This window comes from Aminobacter sp. BE322, assembly GCF_050433525.1.
Taxonomy (GTDB): Bacteria; Pseudomonadota; Alphaproteobacteria; order Rhizobiales; family Rhizobiaceae; genus Aminobacter.
On the sequence record NZ_JBNPXB010000010.1, the window covers coordinates 94,214 to 115,135 of the forward strand.

Annotated in this window: 13 protein-coding genes and 1 tRNA gene; 4 read left to right on the forward strand and 10 right to left on the reverse strand. The window is 64.4% G+C overall.

Going from position 1 to position 20,922, the window contains the following annotated elements:
* Positions 1-5: 5 nt before the first annotated feature.
* Positions 6-1,469: a betaine-aldehyde dehydrogenase gene (gene betB, locus J2X50_RS15535; protein ID WP_429096319.1), complete on the forward strand. Its 1,464-nt coding sequence runs from the start codon at positions 6-8 to the stop codon at positions 1,467-1,469.
* Positions 1,470-1,535: 66 nt separating this feature from the next.
* Here the strand turns inward: betB and J2X50_RS15540 are convergent, their stop codons facing one another.
* Together J2X50_RS15540 and J2X50_RS15545 are read right to left on the reverse strand one after the other, a co-directional pair.
* Positions 1,536-3,776 carry a mannose-1-phosphate guanylyltransferase/mannose-6-phosphate isomerase gene (locus J2X50_RS15540; protein WP_429096321.1) on the reverse strand — a complete coding sequence of 747 codons (2,241 nt, stop codon included), beginning with the start codon at positions 3,774-3,776 and terminating at the stop codon, positions 1,536-1,538.
* Positions 3,777-3,788: 12 nt separating this feature from the next.
* On the reverse strand, positions 3,789-5,309 hold the full coding sequence (locus J2X50_RS15545; protein ID WP_429096323.1) for a phosphomannomutase/phosphoglucomutase: 1,521 nt from the start codon (positions 5,307-5,309) through the stop codon (positions 3,789-3,791).
* A 206-nt stretch (positions 5,310-5,515) separates the two neighbouring features.
* Here J2X50_RS15545 and J2X50_RS15550 point away from each other — a divergent pair.
* The 3 genes from J2X50_RS15550 (at position 5,516) to J2X50_RS15560 (ending at position 8,401) form a co-directional block, all read left to right on the forward strand.
* Positions 5,516-5,592: transfer RNA gene (locus J2X50_RS15550), tRNA-Pro, on the forward strand.
* A 451-nt stretch (positions 5,593-6,043) separates the two neighbouring features.
* Positions 6,044-6,649 carry a TadE family protein gene (locus J2X50_RS15555; protein ID WP_429096325.1) on the forward strand — a complete coding sequence of 202 codons (606 nt, stop codon included), beginning with the start codon at positions 6,044-6,046 and terminating at the stop codon, positions 6,647-6,649.
* Positions 6,650-8,401 (forward strand): pilus assembly protein TadG-related protein, encoded by a 1,752-nt coding sequence (locus J2X50_RS15560; RefSeq protein ID WP_429096326.1) that lies wholly within the window; start codon positions 6,650-6,652, stop codon positions 8,399-8,401. It abuts the gene before it with no gap.
* A 68-nt stretch (positions 8,402-8,469) separates the two neighbouring features.
* Here the strand turns inward: J2X50_RS15560 and J2X50_RS15565 are convergent, their stop codons facing one another.
* The 8 genes from J2X50_RS15565 to glgA form a co-directional block, all read right to left on the reverse strand.
* On the reverse strand, positions 8,470-10,086 hold the full coding sequence (locus J2X50_RS15565; protein WP_429096328.1) for an ABC transporter ATP-binding protein: 1,617 nt from the start codon (positions 10,084-10,086) through the stop codon (positions 8,470-8,472).
* A 4-nt stretch (positions 10,087-10,090) separates the two neighbouring features.
* Positions 10,091-11,209 carry an ABC transporter permease gene (locus J2X50_RS15570; RefSeq protein ID WP_429096330.1) on the reverse strand — a complete coding sequence of 373 codons (1,119 nt, stop codon included), beginning with the start codon at positions 11,207-11,209 and terminating at the stop codon, positions 10,091-10,093.
* The gene (locus J2X50_RS15575; RefSeq protein ID WP_429096332.1) at positions 11,202-12,125 is read right to left on the reverse strand and encodes an ABC transporter permease subunit; all 924 of its coding nucleotides are present in this window, start codon (positions 12,123-12,125) and stop codon (positions 11,202-11,204) included. Before J2X50_RS15575 ends, J2X50_RS15570 begins: the two co-directional genes overlap by 8 nt.
* 69 nt (positions 12,126-12,194) lie before the next feature.
* Complete coding sequence (locus J2X50_RS15580; protein ID WP_429096334.1) at positions 12,195-13,787, reverse strand: peptide ABC transporter substrate-binding protein; 1,593 nt, start codon at positions 13,785-13,787, stop codon at positions 12,195-12,197.
* Between the two features lie 188 nt (positions 13,788-13,975).
* Positions 13,976-15,616, reverse strand: coding sequence for an alpha-glucosidase family protein (locus J2X50_RS15585; RefSeq protein ID WP_429096336.1), 1,641 nt, complete (start codon positions 15,614-15,616; stop codon positions 13,976-13,978).
* On the reverse strand, positions 15,613-17,631 hold the full coding sequence (glgX, locus tag J2X50_RS15590) for a glycogen debranching protein GlgX (protein WP_429096338.1): 2,019 nt from the start codon (positions 17,629-17,631) through the stop codon (positions 15,613-15,615). The genes J2X50_RS15585 and glgX overlap by 4 nt, the downstream gene beginning before the upstream one ends.
* Before the next feature lie 214 nt (positions 17,632-17,845).
* Positions 17,846-19,474: an alpha-D-glucose phosphate-specific phosphoglucomutase gene (locus tag J2X50_RS15595; RefSeq protein ID WP_429096340.1), complete on the reverse strand. Its 1,629-nt coding sequence runs from the start codon at positions 19,472-19,474 to the stop codon at positions 17,846-17,848.
* Entirely contained in the window at positions 19,475-20,920 is a 1,446-nt protein-coding gene (glgA, locus tag J2X50_RS15600) for a glycogen synthase GlgA (RefSeq protein WP_429096341.1), read from the reverse strand. It lies immediately after the preceding gene.
* Between the last annotated feature and the right edge of the window lie 2 nt (positions 20,921-20,922).

The window sequence follows — 20,922 nt, forward strand, 5'->3', positions numbered from 1 at the left end:
AACGCATGCGCGCCCAGCCCAAAGCCTCGCATTATGTCAACGGCCGCTATATCGACGACGAACGCGGAGCCCTGATCCCGGTCATCTATCCGGCCACCGGCGAGACAATCGCCGAGTTGCATTCGGCAACGCAAAACATCGTCGAATTGGCCGTCGAGGCCGCGCGCGAGGCGCAGCCTGCCTGGGCCCGGCTGAAGCCGGTCGAGCGCGGCCGCATCCTGCGCCGCGCCGCCGACATTCTCCGCGCCCGAAATGAGGAACTCTCCAGGCTGGAGACGCTCGACACCGGCAAGGCGATCCAGGAAACGCTGGTGGCCGACGCTGCCTCCGCCGCCGATTGCCTCGAATTCTTCGCCGGCGCGGTAGCTGCCTTCAACGGCGACTACGTCGATCTCGGCGGTCCCTTCGCCTACACCAAACGCGAGGCGCTCGGCGTCTGCGTCGGCATCGGCGCCTGGAACTATCCCATCCAGATCGCCGGCTGGAAGTCGGCCCCCGCGCTCGCCATGGGCAATGCCATGGTGTTCAAGCCCTCCGAGAACACGCCGCTGTCGGCTCTGGCTCTGGCCGAGATCTATACCGAGGCCGGCCTGCCCGACGGGCTGTTCAACGTCGTCCAGGGTTATGGCGACGTCGGCGCAGCGCTTGCCTCGCATCCCGCCGTCGACAAGATCTCGCTCACCGGCTCGGTACCGACAGGCAAGAAGGTTCTGTCGCTCGCCGGCTCGCACATGAAGCACGCGACGATGGAACTCGGCGGCAAGTCGCCGATCATCGTCTTCGACGACGCCGACCTCGACAACGCCATCGGCGGCGCCATGCTCGGCAATTTCTACTCGACCGGGCAGGTCTGCTCCAACGGCACACGCGTCTTCGTCCAGAAGGGCCTGCACGACCGTTTCGTCGAGCGCCTGGTCGAGCGCACCAAGGCGATCCGCATCGGCGATCCGCTCGATCCCGACACCCAGATGGGCCCGCTGGTCAGCAAGGCCCAGCACGACAAGGTGCTGGACTATATTTCCGTCGGCATGAACGAGGGCGCGGAACTCCGCTGCGGCGGCGGCACGCCATCTCTGCAGGGCTTCGAGGGCGGCTTCTTCGTCGAGCCGACCGTGTTCACCGGCGTCAAGGACGACATGCGCATCGCCCGCGAGGAGATCTTCGGACCGGTCATGAGCGTTCTGTCCTTCGACAGCGAGGACGAGGTGATCGCGCGCGCCAACGACACGGAGTTCGGCCTCGCTGCCGGCGTGTTCACCAAGGACATCACGCGCGGCCATCGCGTCATCGGCGAGCTCAAGGCCGGCACCTGCTGGATCAACGCCTATAACCTGACGCCGGTCGAACTTCCCTTCGGCGGCGCCAGGCAGTCGGGCATCGGCCGCGAGAACTCGCTCGCCGCGCTCCAGCACTATTCCCAGCTGAAAACGGTCTATGTCGAGACCGGCGACGTCGCGAGCCCGTACTGACCTCACTCAAAACCCATCATGCAAGAAAGCCGGCCGATTGGCCGGCTTTCTTGTTTTCGAGCTTCGTCAGTGGGCGACGTCCTCGGTCTTGTCGAGATACTGCGTCAGGGCCGTCACCAGATGGTAGAAGATGCTTGCCGGCACTTCCTTGGCCAGCGAGCGGCCACGCTCGTCGATCTGGTCGATCCACAACCCTTGGGGCGCCGGATCGATGTGCCAGCGGAACAGGCGGCCGACACGCGCCTCGATCTCCGGCTTGAGGTCGGGACCGCCGGTGCCGTCGAGCGCGACGGCCGCCTTGATCGCTTCGGTCTGCGGCCAGCTGCGCGAGATCCGGTCCAGCGGCAGGCCTTGGCGAGACACTGCGCCATAGGCCAGTCCGGTCGCGCGGTTGAGCCCGTTGGCCACCGCCGAGGCGTAGAGCTTGCGGCCAAAGGCAACGAGGTCCTTCTGGCCGCTCTTGTCGGCAAAGTCGACCAGCAGCGAGGCCCATTCGAAATGGTGGCCCGGCTCGGTCCATTGGCCCTTCTCGCCCGATGCCGGATGCCAGTCGCGGTCGAAGAACTCGCCCAATGTCCAGCTGTCCACCTCGAAGAAATGGCTGCGGAACAGGTCGATGATGCGGGCGGCGCGGCGCAGGTAGGCCCTGTCGCCCGTCACCGCATGCCAGGCGAGGAAGGCTTCCAGCAGGTGCATGTGCGGGTTGGAGCGGCGCACGCCCTCGCCGTCGGGGCTTTCCATGAAGCCCGTCATTCGCTCGTCCTCAAGGTGCTTGTCGAGGAAGGCGAAAGTCTGCTCGGCAAGGCCGAGCGCCTCGCCATTGCCGACGCGATGCGCATGCGCCAGCGCCAGCAGCACGCAGGCATGGTCGTAGGCGTCCTCGACCGGATCGACAACGCTGCCGTCCGGGTTCAAGGCCCGCACCCAGCCGCCACGATCCGTCCGGCCCTTGTCCGCCATGAAACGGATGCCGTGATCGATCAGCCGATCGGCGTTGCCATCCCAGCCGCGCTGCTTGGCAACCGCGAAGGCATAGACCTGGCGCGCCATGGTGCGCATGCGCTTGGGCTTGGCCAGCGGCCGTGCGTCGAAGCCGAGTGCCTCGTGGAAACCGCCGAACTGCTCGTCGACGCCGACGGTCGACCACAGCGGCAGCGTTTCCTCCATAAGCCAGTGCTGCACGCGCCGGCGCCAGGCGCCGTTGGCCAGCACGCGGCCGTGCGCCGGCGTGAACTTGGTCTCGAGCCGTCCACTCTTTTCCAACTGCTCGACGATCTTCTTGACGTTCTGGCTATGACTGACGGGCGCAACAAAGGTCGCGTCCGAGGTCGAGACGATGGCGACGTCCTTCATGCCGATGGCCGAGAGCAGCCGCCCCTCGCCGCGCAGATAGGAGTTCTCGCAATCGATCGCGACCACGTCGCCGACAATCACGTTGCCGTCCTTGTCGGAGGGGCTGACATCGAGGAGGGACTGCCACGAACCGAGATCGTTCCAGCGGAAGCTCGCAGGCACCATGGCGATACCGTCGACACGCTCCATGATGGCATAGTCGATCGAATTGGACGGTATGGCCTGATAGGCATCCAGCGGCATGTAGACGCCGGAGAGATCGCTGGTCGCAACCTTGAACGCAGCCTCCGCCTTCTGCCAGATTTCCGGCTGGTGCTTGAGGAAGGCGTCGCGCATGGCGCTTGCCTTGAACAGGAAGATACCGGCGTTCCAGAAGAAGTTGCCGGCCGCGAGATAGCCCTCGGCCGTCTTCAAGTCAGGCTTCTCGACGAAGCGCGTCACGTCGGAAACGCCGCCGGTCCCTGCGCCGGCCTCGATATAGCCGTAGCCGGTCTCAGGCACGGTCGGGCGGATGCCGAACACCACCATGCGCCCGGCCTGGGCCGCAGCCACGCCGCGTTCGACCGTGTCCCAGAACTGGCGCTGCGTCGAAATCTCGTGGTCCGAGGGCACCACCAGCACGATGCCGTCGCCATAGGTGTTGATCGTCTGCAGCGCGGCAATCGCCACGGCGGCAGCCGTATTGCGGCCCGTCGGCTCGAAGATCGCGCCGCCGCCGGAAAGTTCGATCGCGGCAAGGTCGGCGCGCACGCGTGCCGCGTGGCGTTCGGACGCGATCAGGTAGATCGGCGTCTCGCCCTCGTCCCGCGCGGCCAGCCGCTTCAGCGTCTTGACCAGCATCGAGCCGTCACCGGACAGGTCATGGAACTGCTTGGGGTTGTCCTCGCGCGACAGCGGCCAGAGCCTCGAGCCCACGCCGCCGCTCATGACAAAACTGACGATCCTTTCAGCCATACCCGCTTCCCCTCAGAAGGTCTGGTTGTAGGCGCCGACGGACGGATTGCGCCTCAATACTGCGTCGACCGCGTCGAACATCTCGCGCCGGCGCTCGGATGACACCGGGCTCTCCACCACGACCACCAGCTCCGGTTTGTTGGAGGAAGCCCGCACCAGCCCCCAGGTGCCATCCTCGGCAACGACACGCACGCCGTTGACTGTCACCAGATCGACGATCTTCTGGCCGGCGAAAACCTCGCCATTGCGCTTCATCGCTTCGAAGTCGGCGACCACCTTGTCGACCACACCATACTTCAATTCATCGTCGCAATGCGGCGACATGGTCGGCGTGCCGTAGGTCAGCGGCAGGTCGCGGTAGAGATCTGCCATCGACTTGCCGGGGCTGCGGTCGAGCATCTGGCAGACGGCGATCGCGGTGACGATGCCGTCGTCATAACCGCGGCCGATCGGCGGATTGAAGAAGAAGTGGCCGGACTTCTCGAAGCCGGCGATGGCTCCGAGTTCGGCGACGCGACGCTTGAGATAGGAGTGGCCGGTCTTCCAGTAGTCGGTCCTGGCGCCATTGGCGGCCAGCACCTTGTCGGTGTTGAACAGGCCGGTCGACTTCACGTCGACGACGAAGGTCGAGCCTGGATAGAGCGCGGATATATCACGCGCGAGCATGACGCCCACCTTGTCGGCGAAAATCTCGTTGCCTTCATTGTCGACGACACCGCAGCGGTCGCCGTCGCCATCGAAGCCCAGGCCGACATCGGCTCCGGTCTCCAGCACCTTGTCCCTGATCGCATGTAGCATCTGCATGTCCTCGGGGTTGGGGTTGTAGCGCGGGAAGCTGTGGTCGAGTTCGATGTCGAGCGGGATCACCTCACAGCCGATTCGCTCCAGCGCTTCCGGCGCAAAGGCGCCGGCTGTGCCGTTGCCGCAGGCAGCAACGACCCTGAGCTTGCGGGTGATGCGCTTCCCCGCCACCAGGTCGTCGATGTAGGTCTTGCGGAAGTCCGGCACGAACTCATACGAGCCGCCGCCGATCAGTTCGAAGTCGCCGTTGAGCACGATTTCCTTGAGCGCCGACATCTCGTCCGGGCCGAAGGTCAGCGGTCGCGCAGCCCCCATCTTCACGCCGGTCCAGCCATTCTCGTTGTGCGAGGCTGTCACCATGGCGACCGAGGGGGTGTCGAGCGCGAACTGGGCAAAATAGGCCATGGGCGACAGCGCCAGTCCGATATCCTTGACGCGCGCGCCCGCGGCCATCAGGCCCGAAACCAGCGCCAGCTTGATCGACAGCGAATAGGAGCGGAAGTCGTGGCCCGTCACGATGTCTGGCCCGGCCCCGAGACGGCGAATCAGCGTGCCGACGCCCATTCCCAGCGCCTGCACGCCGATCAGGTTGAGTTCCGGCTCCTTGGTCGAAGCCGGATGCCCGAACCACCAGCGCGCGTCGTACTCGCGGAAGCCGGTAGGCTTGACCAGCGCACGCGTCTCGAATTCGAAGCTGTTGGGTGTGGCCTGGCCCACTGGCTTGATGTTCACGACTATACTCCACCTGCGCAAACGCTGCGCATTCGCTCTAGCCTGCACCGATTACCGCAAGATTGAGGCGCTGTCCCCCCTTACGCAAAGGCAGCACAAAGGCTTAAAAGCACAGCAAGATTACCTACTTGCGAAAAATTGTGCCAGTCGGTCCTTTGGCGCTTGCAGGATGCGGAAGCGGCAGCTATAAGCCCGCCGTCTGGTCACGGAGTGTAGCGCAGCCTGGTAGCGCACATCGTTCGGGACGATGGGGTCGCAGGTTCAAATCCTGCCACTCCGACCAGAAAAATAAAAGATGTGGGCCGCCATATCTTTCCCGGCCATACTCCCGCATAGATTTCATTCTACCGAACTTGCCGGACAATAGGTGTTCGCAGATTTTCTGCCATAGGAATACCTTCGGCCAATTCACGTTCCTTCATTTGCCATTTTGAGCAATGGCTTGACGCGGTGTCCGCCGATCCACATTACCATGTGTTTGATCTGCTTGGGGTACATAAATATAACCGATCAACCTCAGCTTGCACTGCCCCACAGAGGGCGCGCTCCGCGGTCAAATTTCCTTAAAATCCCATTCGAATTTTATCTTCAAGCTTGAACAATTCTTGAGCATATTCCTTCACAAACTACTTCATTAGCAAAGCGATAATCTTCCAGAGGCAGGATGGCCTTGATCTTAGGAGCACCCAATTTGGTGTCCGGACATAGATCGCAGCCAACCGAACAGGTGGCACATGGAAGAGCATGAATACTTGAAGTACAAACCGTTTTCCAAAGAACTCCCTCACACTGCCAAGCTCATTTGTGCATTGAAGGCCTCTCGCCGGCACGCTAAGGCCGGAGCCGACGGTTCCAAGCCTTTTACGGAACTGATTGACCTTCATGACCGGCGGGGCATCCTGCCACGCACACGGCCTCCTGACCGACTTTCCTTCCTAATCAATCAAACCGGCACCTCAGCGATCGAATTCGCAATTGTCGTCCCGGTCTTCATCCTCCTCGTATTCGGGATGATCGCCTACGGAATCTATTTCGGCGCCCTGCACTCCGTCCAGCAAATGGCCGCCGATGCGGCCCGCACGGCAATCGCGGGTCTCGATGAAGCCGAGCGCAAGACGCTCGCACAGCGATACATCGATCTCAACGCCGACGGATACGTGTTCATCGACAGGAGGAAGCTCGTCGTCGACGTCAAGGACAGCGACAAGGACGGGCAGCAGTTCGTGGTCGCCTTGCGCTATGACGCCAGGCAGCTGCCGATCTGGAACCTTTTGCCAATCCTGCCGCTGCCCGCGCAGACCATCTCCCGTTCGTCGACGATAAGGGTGGGGGGCATCTGAATGCGCAAAGGCGTTCTAGATAAAATTTGTGCCTTTCGGCGGGCCTGCGGGGGCAACATCGCGACGATGTTCGCGCTGACGCTGCCGATCGGCCTCGCGGTCGCGGCCTTCGCGGTCGACGAAGGCTCGCTCTATGTCGAGCGGCGGGAAGCACAGTCGATCACCGATCTCGCGGCCATCTACGGTGCTGCAAACATCGGCAAGGCCAACGAGGCGGTACTGAAGGCATTCGCCAACAATGGCAACGGCGACGTGGCGCTGGTCGGAAGTCTCGACGTTGAGCCCACCCTGGTGGGCTACAAGCAGGTCCTGGTGGAGAAGGGCCGCTATGCGGCCGATCCCAAAATTGCCGCCACGCTGCGGTTCGTCGCGGGCGCAACACCCTTCAATGCAGTTCGCGTCACCTTCCGCAAGGACGGCACCACCTACTTCGCCAGTGCGTTGCTGGGCGAGCGGCAGATCGTCACAACCGCGGTCGCCAGCGCGCCCGCGGAAGCAGCGTTCTCGGTCGGGTCACGCTTGGCCAGCCTGAAGGACGGTGTGCTCAACGCCATCCTCGGCGGACTGCTTGGCACGAACCTGTCGCTCAGCCTGATGGACTACAACGCGCTCGCGGCGGTCGACGTCAATGCCCTCCAGTTCATGGATGCACTGGCGACCGAGCTCAAGATCACGGCCGGCACCTACAACGACGTCCTCAAGTCGGAAGCGACCGTGGGCCAGGTTCTGTCGGCTCTTGCCACCACGACGACGGACAAGGCGGCCGACGTCGCGATCGCCAAGCTCTTGGGCTCCAATGTCTCGCAATCGCTGAAGGTGCCGCTGTCGCACTTCCTGGACCTGGGCCAGGTCGGCAAGCTCGCGCTTGGCAAGGGCGCTTCGGCGTTCGACGCCAAGGTTGGCGTGATGGAACTGATCGGGGCGGCCGCGGCCATCGCCAACGGGACGAACCAGGTCGCGGCCAATATCGGCGCCGGACTGCCGCCTCTTGCCGCCGTCACCGTCAATGTCGCCATCGGCGAGCCGCCGCAGGGCGGCACCTGGTTTGCCATCGGCGAAGCCGGCAAGATCGTCAGGACCGCGCAGACCAGGCTCAAGATCGAAGCCGCAGTCGGGTCGAGCGGCCTGCTGGGCGGCAATCTGGGCACGTCGATCAGGTTGCCGCTCTATGTCGAACTGGCCTATGCCGAGGCGCAGCTCAAGAGCGTGTCCTGCCCAACCGGCAAGCCGGCAAGCGCCATCGTGACCGTGGCCGCGCAGCCCGGTGTGGCCGAGGTGTGGCTCGGCGACATCAATGTCGCCGACCTGAAGGTCTTCACCAAGAAGCCGGTGGTACAGCCCGCTCACATCGTCCACGCCGGTCTCGGACTGATCAGGGTCGACGTGACCGGGAGCGCGCACATAGACATCGGCAACATGTCGCCGTCGACGAAGACCTTCACCAAGAGCGATATCGACAACCGGGTCGTAAAGAACGTTTCGTCCCGCAACCTGACGCAATCGCTGACGGCCTCGCTGATCGGCGATCTGTCGCTCGGGATTGACGTCGACCTGCTGGGCCTCATCCCCATCGGCCTGTTCGTGCCGAGCGACAATGCGGTCAAGTCCACGGTCACCAGCCTGCTCAGCGGCGTGACGGCGCCGGTCGACGAGTTGCTCTACAACACGCTGATGCTCCTCGGCGTGAAGGTCGGCGAGGCCGACATCCGCGTCCATGGCGTAAATTGCGGCCGGTCGGTCCTGGTGCTCTGAACGTGGACGGGTCCGGAGATCGGTCAGATCTCCGGACCCGTCGTTTTCCCGATCGGAAGCTTGCGCTATCAGGCGGACTGGCGGAGCTTCGTCTCGTCGATCGCAGCCGCCATCAGGGTCTTGGTATAGGCTTCGCGCGGATTGCCGAAGATCTCGTCCGTCGGCCCCTCCTCGACGATCTTCCCTTGCTTCATGACGATGATGTAGTCCGACATGGCGCGGACCACCGCGAGATCGTGGCTGATGAACAGGTAGGACAGGTCGTGGTCGGCCTGCAGCTTGCGCAACAGTTCGACGATCTGCTTCTGCACCGACCGGTCGAGCGCGGAGGTCGGCTCGTCGAGCACCACCACCTTCGGCTTGAGGATCATCGCCCGGGCAATGGCGATGCGCTGCCGTTGTCCGCCCGAGAACTCGTGCGGGTAGCGGTTTCGCGCCGCGGGATCGAGGCCGACCTCGCGCAGCGCCTCGACCGCACGTGCGTCCCTATCTTTGGCGGACAGCGACGGTTCATGCACCAAAAGCCCCTCGGTGACGATCTGGCCTACCGTCATGCGCGGCGAGAGCGACCCGAACGGATCCTGGAAGACGAGTTGCAGTTCGCGCCGCAGAGGCCGCATGTCGCTCCGGTCCGCCTTGGACAGATCGTGGCCGGCAAAGCGGATCGATCCTTCGCTGGGCAATAGCCTGAGCAGCGCCCGGCCGAGCGTCGACTTGCCTGAACCCGACTCGCCGACGATGCCGATCGTCTGGCCGCGCTTCAGCGTCACCGAAATGCGATCCACCGCCTTCAGCAGCATAGGGGGACCGGCCAGGAAGCCGCCGCCGATCTTGAACTCGACCTCGACGTTGCGTCCATCCATGAGAACGGGCGCGTTGTCGGCCGGCGGCGCCTTGCGGCCCGTCGGCTCCGCGGCCAGCAGCATCTTGGTGTAGTCGTGCCTGGGATTGGCGAAGAGTTCGTCGGTCCGCCCCTCCTCCATCACCTCGCCCGATCGCATGACATAGACGCGGTCGGCGAAGCGCCGGACGATGCCGAGGTCATGGGTGATGAAGACGATCGCCATGCCGAGCTTCTTCTGAAGCTCGGCGAGCAGGGTCAGTATCTGCGCCTGGATGGTCACGTCGAGCGCGGTCGTCGGCTCGTCGGCGATCAGGATGTCGGGGTCGTTGGCGAGCGCCATGGCGATCATCACGCGCTGGCGCTGGCCGCCCGACATCTCGTGCGGATAGGATTTCAGGCGCCGTTCCGGATCAGGGATCTTGACCAGATGCAGCAGCCTGAGAGCTTCGCTGCGCGCCTCCGCTGCACTCAGCCCGCGATGGCGGCGGATCGGCTCCATGAGCTGGTTGCCGATCATGTAGAGCGGATCGAGCGAGGTCATCGGCTCCTGGAAGATCATGCTGATCTTCCGGCCGCGAACCTGGTTCAGTTCCGACTTGCTGAGCGTCAGCAGGTTCTTGCCGCGATAATCGACGGCCCCCTTCGCCTCGCCGTTGGAGGCGAGAAGGTTCATGGCCGCCATCATCGTCTGGCTCTTGCCGGAGCCCGACTCGCCGACAACGGCAACCGTCTCGCCGGCATCGACGTGGAGGTTGATGCCCTTGACCGCGTCGACGGCGCCGTCGAGCGTGCGGAAACGGACGCGCAGGTCCTTGACCGAAAGGATGGTTTCGCTTGCCATCGCCTCACCTGTCCTTCGGATCGAGGGCGTCACGCAGTCCGTCGCCGATGAAGTTCAGCGCGAACAGCGTGGACACCAGGAAAAAGGCTGGGAACAGAAGCAGCCAGTTGGCGGTGCCGATGTTCTTCGCGCCGACGGAGATGAGCACGCCCCAACTCGTCATCGGCTCCTGCACGCCAAGCCCCAGGAAGGACAGGAAGCTCTCCAGGATGATGACCTGCGGTACCAGCAGCGTCATGTAGATGACCACCGGTCCGAGCAGGTTGGGGATCACGTGCCTCTGCACGATGCCGCGCGACCGCACGCCCAGCGCTTCCGCCGCCTGCACATACTCCTGCCTGCGGATCGACAGCGCCTGGCCGCGGACGATGCGTGCCATGTCGAGCCACAGCACCGCGCCCACCGCCAGGAACATCAAGACGAAGTTCCGCCCGAAGAAGACGACGAGCATGATGACGAAGAAGATGAACGGCAGCGAATAGAGCACGTCGACGATGCGCATCATGACCTCGTCGGTCTTGCCGCCCATGAACCCGGCCGTGGCGCCGTAGACGACGCCGATGACCACCGCGACGATGCCGGCGAGCAGTCCGATCGCGAGCGAGATGCGGCCCGCCATCAGGGTCCGCGACAGCAGGTCACGACCGGTGTTGTCGGTACCGAAGAGGAAATATTGCTGCTTGATCGAGGCACTGACCACCATCGACAGCCCGTCGCTCGACTTGCTCTCGACCTTGCCGCCGTCGAAGGTGTCGGAGCGGTCGACATAGCGGACGTTGCGTTCGTCGATGGGCTTGGACGAACTGAGCGTCATGAACACCTGCTCGCCCTCCTGGCGCCAGTCCTTGAGGTCGACGCGCATGCGCTTGACCACGTCGTTCAGGGCGGTTTCGACCATTTCCGGCTTCGGATAGGCAGAAAGGCTCGGCGGCGTGCGGACGTAGTCGGCGTAGATGGTCGTGTACTGGTGCGGCACGAAGAACGGACCGGCGATGCAGACGACGGCCATGAAGATGAGATAGAACAGGCTCACCATGGCGGCCTTGTTGGCCTTGAGCCGCGCCCAGGCGTCGGCCCACAGGGAACGCCCGACGACGGGCGTGGCGATGGCGGTATCAGTCATAGCGGACCCTCGGGTCGAAGACCGCGTAGAGAATGTCGACGATCAGGTTGAAGGCGATGGTGAACAGCGCGATGACGACGACCGTGCCCATGACCAGCGTGTAGTCGCGGTTGAGCGCGGCGTCGACGAAGTAGCGCCCCACGCCCGGAATGGCGAAGATGGTCTCCACCACGATCGAGCCGGTCAGCAGAGCCGCCGCTGCAGGACCCGCATAGGAAACGATGGGCAGGACGGCACCGCGCAAGGCGTGCTTGACCACCACCGACCAATTTGAGAGCCCCAGTGCCTTTGCCGTGCGGATGTGATTGGAGCGCAGCGACTCGATCATCGATCCGCGCATCAGGCGCGCGACGATGGCGATCTGCGGCAGCGACAGGGTGATGATCGGACCGATCTTGTTGACCAGCGCACCGTCGCCCCAGCCGCCGATCGGCAGCAGCATCCAGGTCAGGCCGAACAGAAGCTGGATGACCGGCGCGATGACGAAGGTCGGTATGGTGCTGCCTGCGGTCGCCACCGCAATCACCGAATAGTCGCCGAACTTGTTCTGGTTGAGCGCAGCGATCACGCCGAGCACGGTGCCGACGGCGAGCGCCAGAAGCAGGGCCGAGCCGCCGAGCTGAATCGAAATCGGCAGGCCCTTGGCGAAAAGCTCGCTGACGGTGAAGTCCGGCAAATTGTAGCTCGGGCCGAAGTTACCCTGCAGCAGGTTCTTCAGATAGTTGACGTATTGCAGCCAGAGCGGGTCGCCGAGACCGAACTGCGCTTCGAGATTTGCCTTGATTTCGGGACTGAGGCCCCGCTCCTGGTTGAAGGGGCCGCCAGGGGCGACGCGGATCAGGAAGAAGGCAAGCGTGACGATGACGAACATCGTCGGGATCGCGGTCAGAAGCCGCCTGAAAACATAGAGGAACATGGTGCCTACGCCTCGCAAGAAACCCCGGGAACCGCTGCCCCCGGAGCGGGGGCAGCGGATATGCCGGGATTATTCCTTGCTCATGAAGCGCGTCGGATGCACGTCCATGACGTTCTCGTCGAAGCCCTTGAGCTTCGGCGAAACGAGGTTCTTGTAGCTGTAGTACAGGATCGGAATGAAGCCGGTGTCCTCGAGCACGATCCGCTCCGCTTCCTGCAGATCCTTCATCCGCTCTTCCGGCTTGCCGCCAGCAGCAGCCGCCTTGTCCATGGCTTCCTCGAACTTCGGATTGTTATAGACCGAATAGTTGTTGCCGCTCGCCTTGCGCGCCACGCCGAGGAAGGTTTCCGGATCCTTGTAGTCGGCAATCCAGCCGACGCGGGCCGTGTCGAAATCGCCCTTCTGCTCAAGGTAGCCGTAGTGGGTCTTGGTGTCGGTGTTGACCAGAGACACTTCGATGCCGAGCGGCTTCAGCTGCTCCTGGATCGCGACCGCCGTGTTCTTATGGTTCTCCGACGTGTTGTAGCGGATCTCCATCTTCAGCGGCTTGTCCGGACCATAGCCGAGCTTTTCCAGGATCTTCTTGGCTTCGTCCTCGCGGTCGATCTGCGACATGTTCGCGTACTCCGCCGCTACCGGCGTGTAACCCTCGATCCCGGGGGGCACCATCGTGTAGCTGGGAAGCATCGAGTTCTGCCAGACCTTCTCGGCGATGAAATCGCGGTCGATCGCCATCGAAACCGCCTTGCGAAGCTCGAGGTTCGACCACGGCTCCTTGTCCCACTTCATCGCGTAGTAGTAGGTGCCGAGTTGGGCGCCGACTCGCAGTTGGTCGCCGAACTTGGCCTTCAGTTCGGCCATCTGCTCGGTCGGAATGTCGTCGTTCGAGTCGAGTTCGCCGGCCTCGAAGCGCTTGATCGCTGTCGAGCGGTCTTCCGTCGGGATGTAGTTGACGACGTCGATCTTGACGTTGGCTGCATCGTAGAACTTCGGGTTCTTGACCAACTTGATGCGATCGTTGGGGATGAACTCGGCAAGCGTGTAGGCGCCGTTCGAGACGAGATTGCCCGGCTTGATCCAATCAGCACCGAGCTTTTCGATGGCCGCCTTGTTGACCGGGTAGGCAGCCTGGTGGGTCAGCATCTCGAGGAAGTACGGCGTCGGGGCCTTCAGTGTCACCTCAAGCGTCGACGGATCGATTGCCTTGACGCCGATCTCCTCGGGCTTCGCCTTGCCGGTATTCACCTCTTCGGCCTTGACGATTGGGTAGAGCATCGAGGCGTATTCGGCGCCGGTCGCCGGATCCTCGAGACGACGGAACGAATAGACGAAGTCGTCGGCCGTCACCGGGCTGCCGTCGGACCAGGTCGCGCCCTGACGCAGCTTGAAGGTATAGACCAGCCCGTCGTCCGAGACGGTCCAGCTTTCGGCGGCACCAGGAATGAGGTTGGCGTCCTTGTCCTGCATGACCAGGCCGAGGAAGAGATCGCGCAGGATGTGCGCCTCGTAGACCGTCGACGTCTTGTGCGGATCAAGCGATTCCGGATCGGCGGAATTGCCGCGGTTGTAGACCACTTCGGCAAAAGCCGGCATCGACACCGCACCAGCGGCCAGCGCCAGTGTCGTGGCAAACACAGTCGCTTTCAGCAAGTTTTTCAGCATGATTTCATTCTCCCAAGTCGGCGTGTTCCCCGTAGACACGGCCTCGCCTAGTTGCGCCCGAATGCCGGACTTGGCCGGCTTCGTTGAGCGGGCTGGCGTTCCCATGCGCCAGCGGTGGCTGAACACTATCCACGACAATTTCTTATTTCAACACGACTCGTGCTCACCTAAAGTCAACCTGAGCGCGTTCAAAACAAGCGTCCGATAAGATAACCGAGCGGCGGGATGGCGACCCCTTCGCCTCTCTGGTCGCCGCCCGAGCCCGGGAAATCGACTTTACCGAGGCTGGAATCCTTGCCGATCAGGGGCACCAGCACCTCTCGATCGGAGAAGTTGAAGGCGCAGATCATCCGCTGGCCGCCAGCGGTCCGCACGAATGCGAGGACGTCGTCGTTGGCCTCGAGCAGCGAAATCGAGCCGTGGATAAGCTCGGGATGCCGGCGTCGCGCCGCCAGCACGGCACCATAGTGCGACAGAATCGATGCCGGATCGCGCTGCTGCCGGTCGGCTGCAAGCGCGCGATGCTCGGCAGGGATCGGCAGCCACGGCTTGCCATCGGTAAAGCCGCCCTGTTCCGCCTGGGCGTCCCATACCATCGGCGTGCGGCAACCGTCGCGGCCCTTGTAGCCCGGCCAGAAGCGGATCCCGTAGGGGTCGCGCAGTTCCTCGAAGGCGAGTTCCGCCTCGCCGAAGCCAAGCTCCTCGCCCTGGTAGATGCAGATCGATCCGCGCAGGCAGGCGAGCAGCGCGATCGAGAACCTGGCCACGGCTCCGGGGTCGCCTCCGGGGCGGGTCCAGCGGGTCACGTGGCGGATCACGTCATGGTTGGAGAAGGCCCAGCACACCCAGCCGTCGGCTACCGCGGCCTCGAAGTCGGCGATGCATTTGCGCACATGTCCGGCCGAGAACTTCGGCCCCAGGAGGTCGAAGGTGTAGCACATGTGCAGCTTGTCGCCGCCCGACGTATAGTTGGCGACCGTCTGCAGCGAGCGCTCGCCGTCGCCCACCTCGCCGACCGAGGTGCGGCCACCGAATTCGTCCAGCAAGGCACGGAAACGCTTGAGGAATTCGATGTTCTCGGGGCGCGTCTTGTCGAACAGGTGGTCCTGGTACTCGTAGGGGTTCTTCTCGTCGATCTCGCCCGAGACGCTCTTCTCCAGCGGCGGATTGTCCCGCAGCCACTTGTCGTGAACGTAGAAATTCACCGTGTCGAGGCGGAAGCCGTCGACGCCCCGATCGAGCCAGAAGCGCACCGTTTCCAGCAGCGCCTCCTGGACTGCCGAATTGTGAAAATTGAGATCGGGCTGCGAGGCGAGGAAGTTGTGCAGGTAATACTGCCTGCGCGTCGAATCCCATTCCCAGGCGGGTCCGCCGAAGATCGACATCCAGTTGTTGGGCGCGGTGCCGTCCGGCTTGGGATCTGCCCAGACGTACCAGTCGGCCTTTTCATTGTCGCGGCTGGCGCGGCTCTCCACGAACCAGGGATGCTTGTCGGAGGAGTGCGACAGCACCTGGTCGATGACGATCTTCAGGCCGAGCCGATGCGCCTCGGCGACCAGCGCATCGAAATCGGCGAGCAAGCCGAACATCGGGTCGACGTCGCAATAGTCCGAGACGTCGTAGCCCATGTCGGCCATCGGCGACTTGAAGAAGGGCGACAGCCAGACCGCATCCGCGCCGAGCGCTGCGATGTGCGGCAGGCGGCGCGTGATGCCGGCAAGGTCGCCGCTGCCGTCGCCGGTCGAGTCCTGATAGGAGCGCGGATAGACCTGGTAGATGACGCAGCCGCGCCACCATTCATCGCCCGTGCCATTGGCCCGCATCGTCATTGTCCTTTCGCCTCAGTGCCCACCGGCATCTCGCGCGCGAAGCAGACGCTGCGTGCGGGCACGGCAAGCTTGCCTCCCCCAGGCTCGTGGCCGCCGGCCGCCTTCCGCCATTCGAAGCCTTCGCGCCGAGGCAGGAGGAAGGAGGCATTGCGCCGGGCGCCATTGACCAGAACCGCCAGCCGTCCCCCTTGGGGCATGCCGTCGCCGAGCAGCATGGCGAGGCGATGCCGGTCCGGTTCGTGCCAGTTGGCATCGCTCATCGGTCGGCCCGCCTCGGTCAGCCATTCGACATCGGCAACCGTCCCGCCGTCAGGCGCCGCGCCGCTCAGAAAGCCGAGTTCGCCAAGGGCCGGGAAGTCGCGCCGCAGCATGGAGAGCGATGCGACGTAGTCCTCCAGGCCGGTGTCGCGCTCGGCCCAGTCCAGCCACGTCAGCTCGTTGTCCTGGGCGTAGGCGTTGTTGTTGCCATGTTGCGTGCGGCCGAACTCGTCGCCGGCGGTCAGCATGATCGTGCCGCGCGAGGCAAACAGGGTCGCCAGCAGCGCGCGCGCATCAGCCTCGCGCTCGGCCGCTATCTCGGGATCGCGGCTTTCGCCCTCGACGCCGTTGTTCCAGGAGAAATTCTCGTTGTGGCCGTCGTGGTTGTGCTCGCCATTCGCCTCGTTGTGCTTGCGCTCGTAGCGCACGATGTCAGCCAGCGTCATGCCGTCATGGGCGGCGACGAAGTTGACCGTCCGCGTGCGCGCGCCGCCGCCGAAGACATCGGACGATCCCGCGAGCCGCGTCGCCAGGGCACCGACCATGCCGCGGTCGCCGCGCCAGAAGCGGCGCACGTCGTCGCGACAGCGGTCGTTCCATTCGAGAAATGTCTGGGGGAAGCCGCCGAGCCTGTAGCCGTTGTGGCCGATGTCCCACGGCTCGGCGATCAGCACGCGGTCGCCTATGACCGGGTCGTCGCACATCGCCTTCAGCAATGGGGCATCCGCGCTGAACTCGCCGCCGACCCGCCCAAGGACCGGCGCCAGATCGAAGCGAAACCCGTCGACGCCGGCATGGAGGACAAAATGCCGGAGGCTGTCGAGGATCAGTTCCCGGGCGATGGGATGCTCGCAGGCGAGCGTGTTGCCGGTGCCGGTGTCGTTGACATAGGCACCGGGGTCATCCGCAACGGAACGATAGTAGGCACGGTTGTCGAGCCCGCGCAGCGACAGCGTCGGGCCGAGCTCATCGCTCTCGGCGGTGTGGTTGAACACCAGGTCGAGGATAATGCCGACGCCCGCGTCGCGAAGTGCCGCCACGGTCTGGCGGAGGTCATCGATGCCAATGGGCGCAAGCCGTGGATCGAGCGCCATGAAGGTCACGGGATTGTAGCCCCAGGCATTGCTCAGCCCCAGCGCCGGCAGGTGCCGCTCGTCCATCGTCGCCGTGACCGGCATCAGTTCGACCGCCGATACCCCGAGCTTGAGGAAGTGCTCGACCACGACCGGCTCCGCAAGTGCCCGGATCGTGCCCCGGAGACGTTTCGGCACCCCGGGATGAGCCATGGTGAAGGCGCGCACCGGCACCTCGTAGATCAGGCCGCCGGGCCGGAAGACCGGCGCGGTCCGTTCAACTCGCGGCAGCGTCTGCACCACCGCCTTCGGCATCAGCCCTGCCGTATCCGTCCCCTCCCCGCGCCGTGCCGCCAGCCTGCCGTCGTAGCGGTAGGACCGGTCGATGCGGACCGCATAGGGATCGACCAGCAGCTTGTCGGGATCGAACCAGAGGCCCTCGTCGGGCGCGTAGGCGCCATCGGCACGGAAGCCGTAGCAGATCCCCTCCGCCAATCCCGGAACGGTCAAGGCGAAGACGCCATCGCCTTGGCTTTCAAGCTCCAGCCGGTTCGTCTCCGCCTTGCCTTCGGCATCGAAGATCGCAACCCACATGCGCTCCGCCGCGCCCGACCAGGCAGCGAAGCGGATGCCGCCATCGGTGATGGTCGCGCCCAATTTTTCGTCGGGGCGACGCTTCATCATCGGGCGGGACGCGTGCGGTTGGCCAATCTCCCCCCTTGTGGGGGAGATGCCCGGCAGGACAGAGGGGGGTGGGAAGGAACGCAATCTAGCCGGCTATGAAGAACGTGCGGCGCAGTTCCGTTGCTGCGATCAGAAATGGGCGCCCTACGTTGCTCCCCTCTGCCCCGCCGGGCATCTCCCCCACAAGGGGGGAGATCAGCCGTCTTCAGCCGTATCACGTAATCACGCTCGGCTTGTCGCGGCCGGTGTGGCTGCGGATGCCGGCAATATCCTCGGCAGCCTGGATCAGGTCGGCAAGTGCTTTCTGCGTGTCGAGGCCGTGGCGTGCCGGGTCCGGCTCGAAACGTTCGATGTAGACGCGCAGCGTCGCACCCGACGTGCCGGTGCCCGACAGGCGGAAGACGACGCGCGAGCCGCCCTCGAACAGGATGCGGATGCCCTGGTTCCTGCTGACCGAGCCGTCGACCGGATCGTTGTAGGCAAAGTCGTCGGCACTGGCGATCTTCATGCCCTGCACGCCGGTGCCGGGCAGCGAGGCGAGCTTGGCCCTGAGCCCGTCGACCAACGCGTTGGCGCGGTCCGTCTCGACCTCTTCGTAGTCGTGGCGCGAATAATAGTTGCGCCCATAGGTCGCCCAGTGCTTGGCGGCGATGTCCTTGGCGCTCTCGCCACGCGCGGCCAGGATGTTGAGCCAGAGCAGCACCGCCCACAGCCCGTCCTTCTCGCGCACGTGGTCGGAGCCGGTGCCGGCGCTTTCCTCGCCGCAGATCGTCGCCATGCCGGCGTCGAGCAGGTTGCCGAAGAATTTCCAGCCGGTCGGCGTCTCGTACATGCTGATGCCGAGCTTTTCGGCGACGCGGTCGGCAGCGCCACTGGTCGGCATCGAGCGCGCGATGCCCTTGAGGCCTACCTTGTAGCCCGGCGCCAGATGGGCGTTGGCGGCTAGCATCGCCAGCGAATCCGACGGCGTGATGAAGATGCCGCGGCCGATGATCAGGTTGCGGTCGCCGTCGCCATCGGAAGCCGCGCCGAAATCCGGCGCCTTCGGCCCCATCATCTCGTCATAGAGGTCCTTGGCGTGCACCAGGTTGGGGTCGGGATGATGGCCGCCGAAATCCTCGAGCGGCACGAAGTTGCGCGCTGTCCCCTCCGGCGCGCCGAGGCGGCGTTCGAGGATCTCCTTGGCATAGGGGCCGGTGACCGCGTGCATGGCATCGAAGGCCATGCGGAAGCCCGACTTGAACAGTGCGCGCAGCGCGTCGAAATCGAACAGGCTCTCCATCAGTTCGGCATAGTCGGCCACCGGGTCGACGACCTCGACCTTCATGCCACCGGCCTCGAAGGTGCCCAGCTTGTCGAGATCGACCGGGCCGATATCGGCGATCTTGTAGCCGGTGATCGCCTTGCTGCGGGCGAAGATCGCGTCGGTCAGCTTCTCCGGCGCGGGGCCGCCATTCTCGGCATTGTACTTGATGCCGAAATCCTCGCGCGGGCCGCCGGGATTGTGGCTGGCCGACAGGATCAGCCCGCCGAAGGCCTTGCGCTTGCGGATGAGGTTGGAAGCGGCGGGCGTCGACAGGATGCCGCCCTGCCCCACCACGACGCGGCCGAAGCCGTTGGCCACCGCCATGGCGATCACCTTCTGGATCACCTCGCGATTGTAGAAGCGGCCGTCGCCGCCAACGACCAGCGTCTTGCCGGCAAAGCCCTCGAGCGCGTCGAACACCGACTGCACGAAGTTCTCGACGTAGTTCGGCTGCTGGAAGACGGGCACCTTCTTGCGTAGGCCCGACGTGCCGGGCTTCTGGTCGCTGAAGGGCGTGGTGGCAACGGTACGAATCATTCAGGCATCCCTTTTTGAGAGAAGCTTGCCATAAAGTGCGGCGTATTTCCGGGCACTGCGGTCCCATGAAACATCCGCCTTCATCCCCTGCTTCTGGATCGCGGCCCATGTGCTCGGGTCGGCATGGAGCGCATTGGCCCTGAGGATGGCATGGTGGAAGGCGCCGGCATTCTCCGGCGCGAAGTGGAACCCCGTCGCAACCCCTGCCGCGACCGCTGCCTCGTTGGCGTCGATGACGGTGTCGGCCAGCCCGCCGGTGCGCGCAACCAGCGGCACGCAGCCATAGCGCAGGCCGTAGAGCTGGGTCAGGCCGCAAGGCTCGAAGCGCGACGGGATCAGGATGCCGTCGGCGCCGCCCTGCAGCAGATGCGACAGCGCCTCGTCATAGCCGATGACGACGCCGACGCGCCCGCGATGGCGGGCGGCGGCGGCCAGCAGCGCGCCTTCGAGGCCCGCATCGCCCGAACCGAGGATCGCAAGCCGGGCTCCGGAGGCCACGACCGCATCGACGATCGCGGCAAGGATGTCGATGCCCTTCTGCCAGGTCAGGCGGCTGACCACGCAATAGATCGGCCCCTCCTCGCGGTCGAGCTGCATGCGCTCCTCGATCGCCCGCTTGTTGGCCTTGCGCCCCTTCAGGCTCTTGGCCGAATAGGTCGCAGCCAGATGCGTGTCGGTCTCGGGGTTCCAGATGTCGTCATCGATGCCGTTGACGATGCCGAGCAGGTCGGCCGAGCGCAGGTTGATGAGCCCGTCCAGCCCCATGCCAAAAGCGGGCGAGCGGATTTCCTGCGCATAGGTCGGGCTGACCGTCGTGATCGCCCAGGCCGCCTGCAGGCCGGCCTTCAGAAACCCGACGCCGCCGTAATATTCGACGCCATCCAGCGCCATCGCCTGCGGCGGCAGGCCGAGGCCGGAAAAGACGTTGGCGCCGAACTGACCCTGGAAGGCGAGATTATGCACCGTCATCACCGACGGCACGTTCGCCGCCTCGCCGTAGCGCATGTAGGCCAGCGTCATCGCCGATTGCCAGTCATGGGCGTGCACGACATCGGGCTTGTAGCCGGCCACCACCCCGGCAGAGATGTCGGCGCCGACGCGGCCGAGGGCGGCAAAGCGCTTCCAGTTGTCCTGCCAGTCGGCACCGGTGGCGTCGCCATAAGGCCCGCCCGGCCTGTCGAACAGATGCGGCGCGTCCAGCACCAAAAGGTCGAGCCCCGCCACCTGCGCCGCATGGACCGTCGCCTTGCCGCCTTGCAACGCCGTGTACTGGTACACCGCCTTCTTCTTTTTGAGCACCGCCATCACCGCCGGGTAGCCCGGCACGAGGCTGCGCATTTCGACGCCCAGCCCGGCCAAGGCAGGCGGCAGCGCGCCCGTCACGTCGGCCAGCCCGCCCGTCTTGATCAGCGGAAATATCTCGGGCGTGACCGAAAGTACCTGCACCA

Bases quoted from the DNA above. Each gene is read 5' to 3' on its own strand.
- betB (WP_429096319.1), top strand. From the start codon at position 6: ATGCGCGCCCAGCCCAAAGCCTCGCATTATGTCAACGGCCGCTATATC.
- J2X50_RS15540 (WP_429096321.1), bottom strand. From the start codon at position 3,776: ATGGCTGAAAGGATCGTCAGTTTTGTCATGAGCGGCGGCGTGGGCTCG.
- J2X50_RS15555 (WP_429096325.1), top strand. From the start codon at position 6,044: ATGGAAGAGCATGAATACTTGAAGTACAAACCGTTTTCCAAAGAACTC.
- J2X50_RS15560 (WP_429096326.1), top strand. From the start codon at position 6,650: ATGCGCAAAGGCGTTCTAGATAAAATTTGTGCCTTTCGGCGGGCCTGC.
- J2X50_RS15565 (WP_429096328.1), bottom strand. From the start codon at position 10,086: ATGGCAAGCGAAACCATCCTTTCGGTCAAGGACCTGCGCGTCCGTTTC.
- J2X50_RS15570 (WP_429096330.1), bottom strand. From the start codon at position 11,209: ATGACTGATACCGCCATCGCCACGCCCGTCGTCGGGCGTTCCCTGTGG.
- J2X50_RS15575 (WP_429096332.1), bottom strand. From the start codon at position 12,125: ATGTTCCTCTATGTTTTCAGGCGGCTTCTGACCGCGATCCCGACGATG.
- J2X50_RS15580 (WP_429096334.1), bottom strand. From the start codon at position 13,787: ATGCTGAAAAACTTGCTGAAAGCGACTGTGTTTGCCACGACACTGGCG.
- J2X50_RS15585 (WP_429096336.1), bottom strand. From the start codon at position 15,616: ATGACGATGCGGGCCAATGGCACGGGCGATGAATGGTGGCGCGGCTGC.
- glgX (WP_429096338.1), bottom strand. From the start codon at position 17,631: ATGATGAAGCGTCGCCCCGACGAAAAATTGGGCGCGACCATCACCGAT.
- J2X50_RS15595 (WP_429096340.1), bottom strand. From the start codon at position 19,474: ATGATTCGTACCGTTGCCACCACGCCCTTCAGCGACCAGAAGCCCGGC.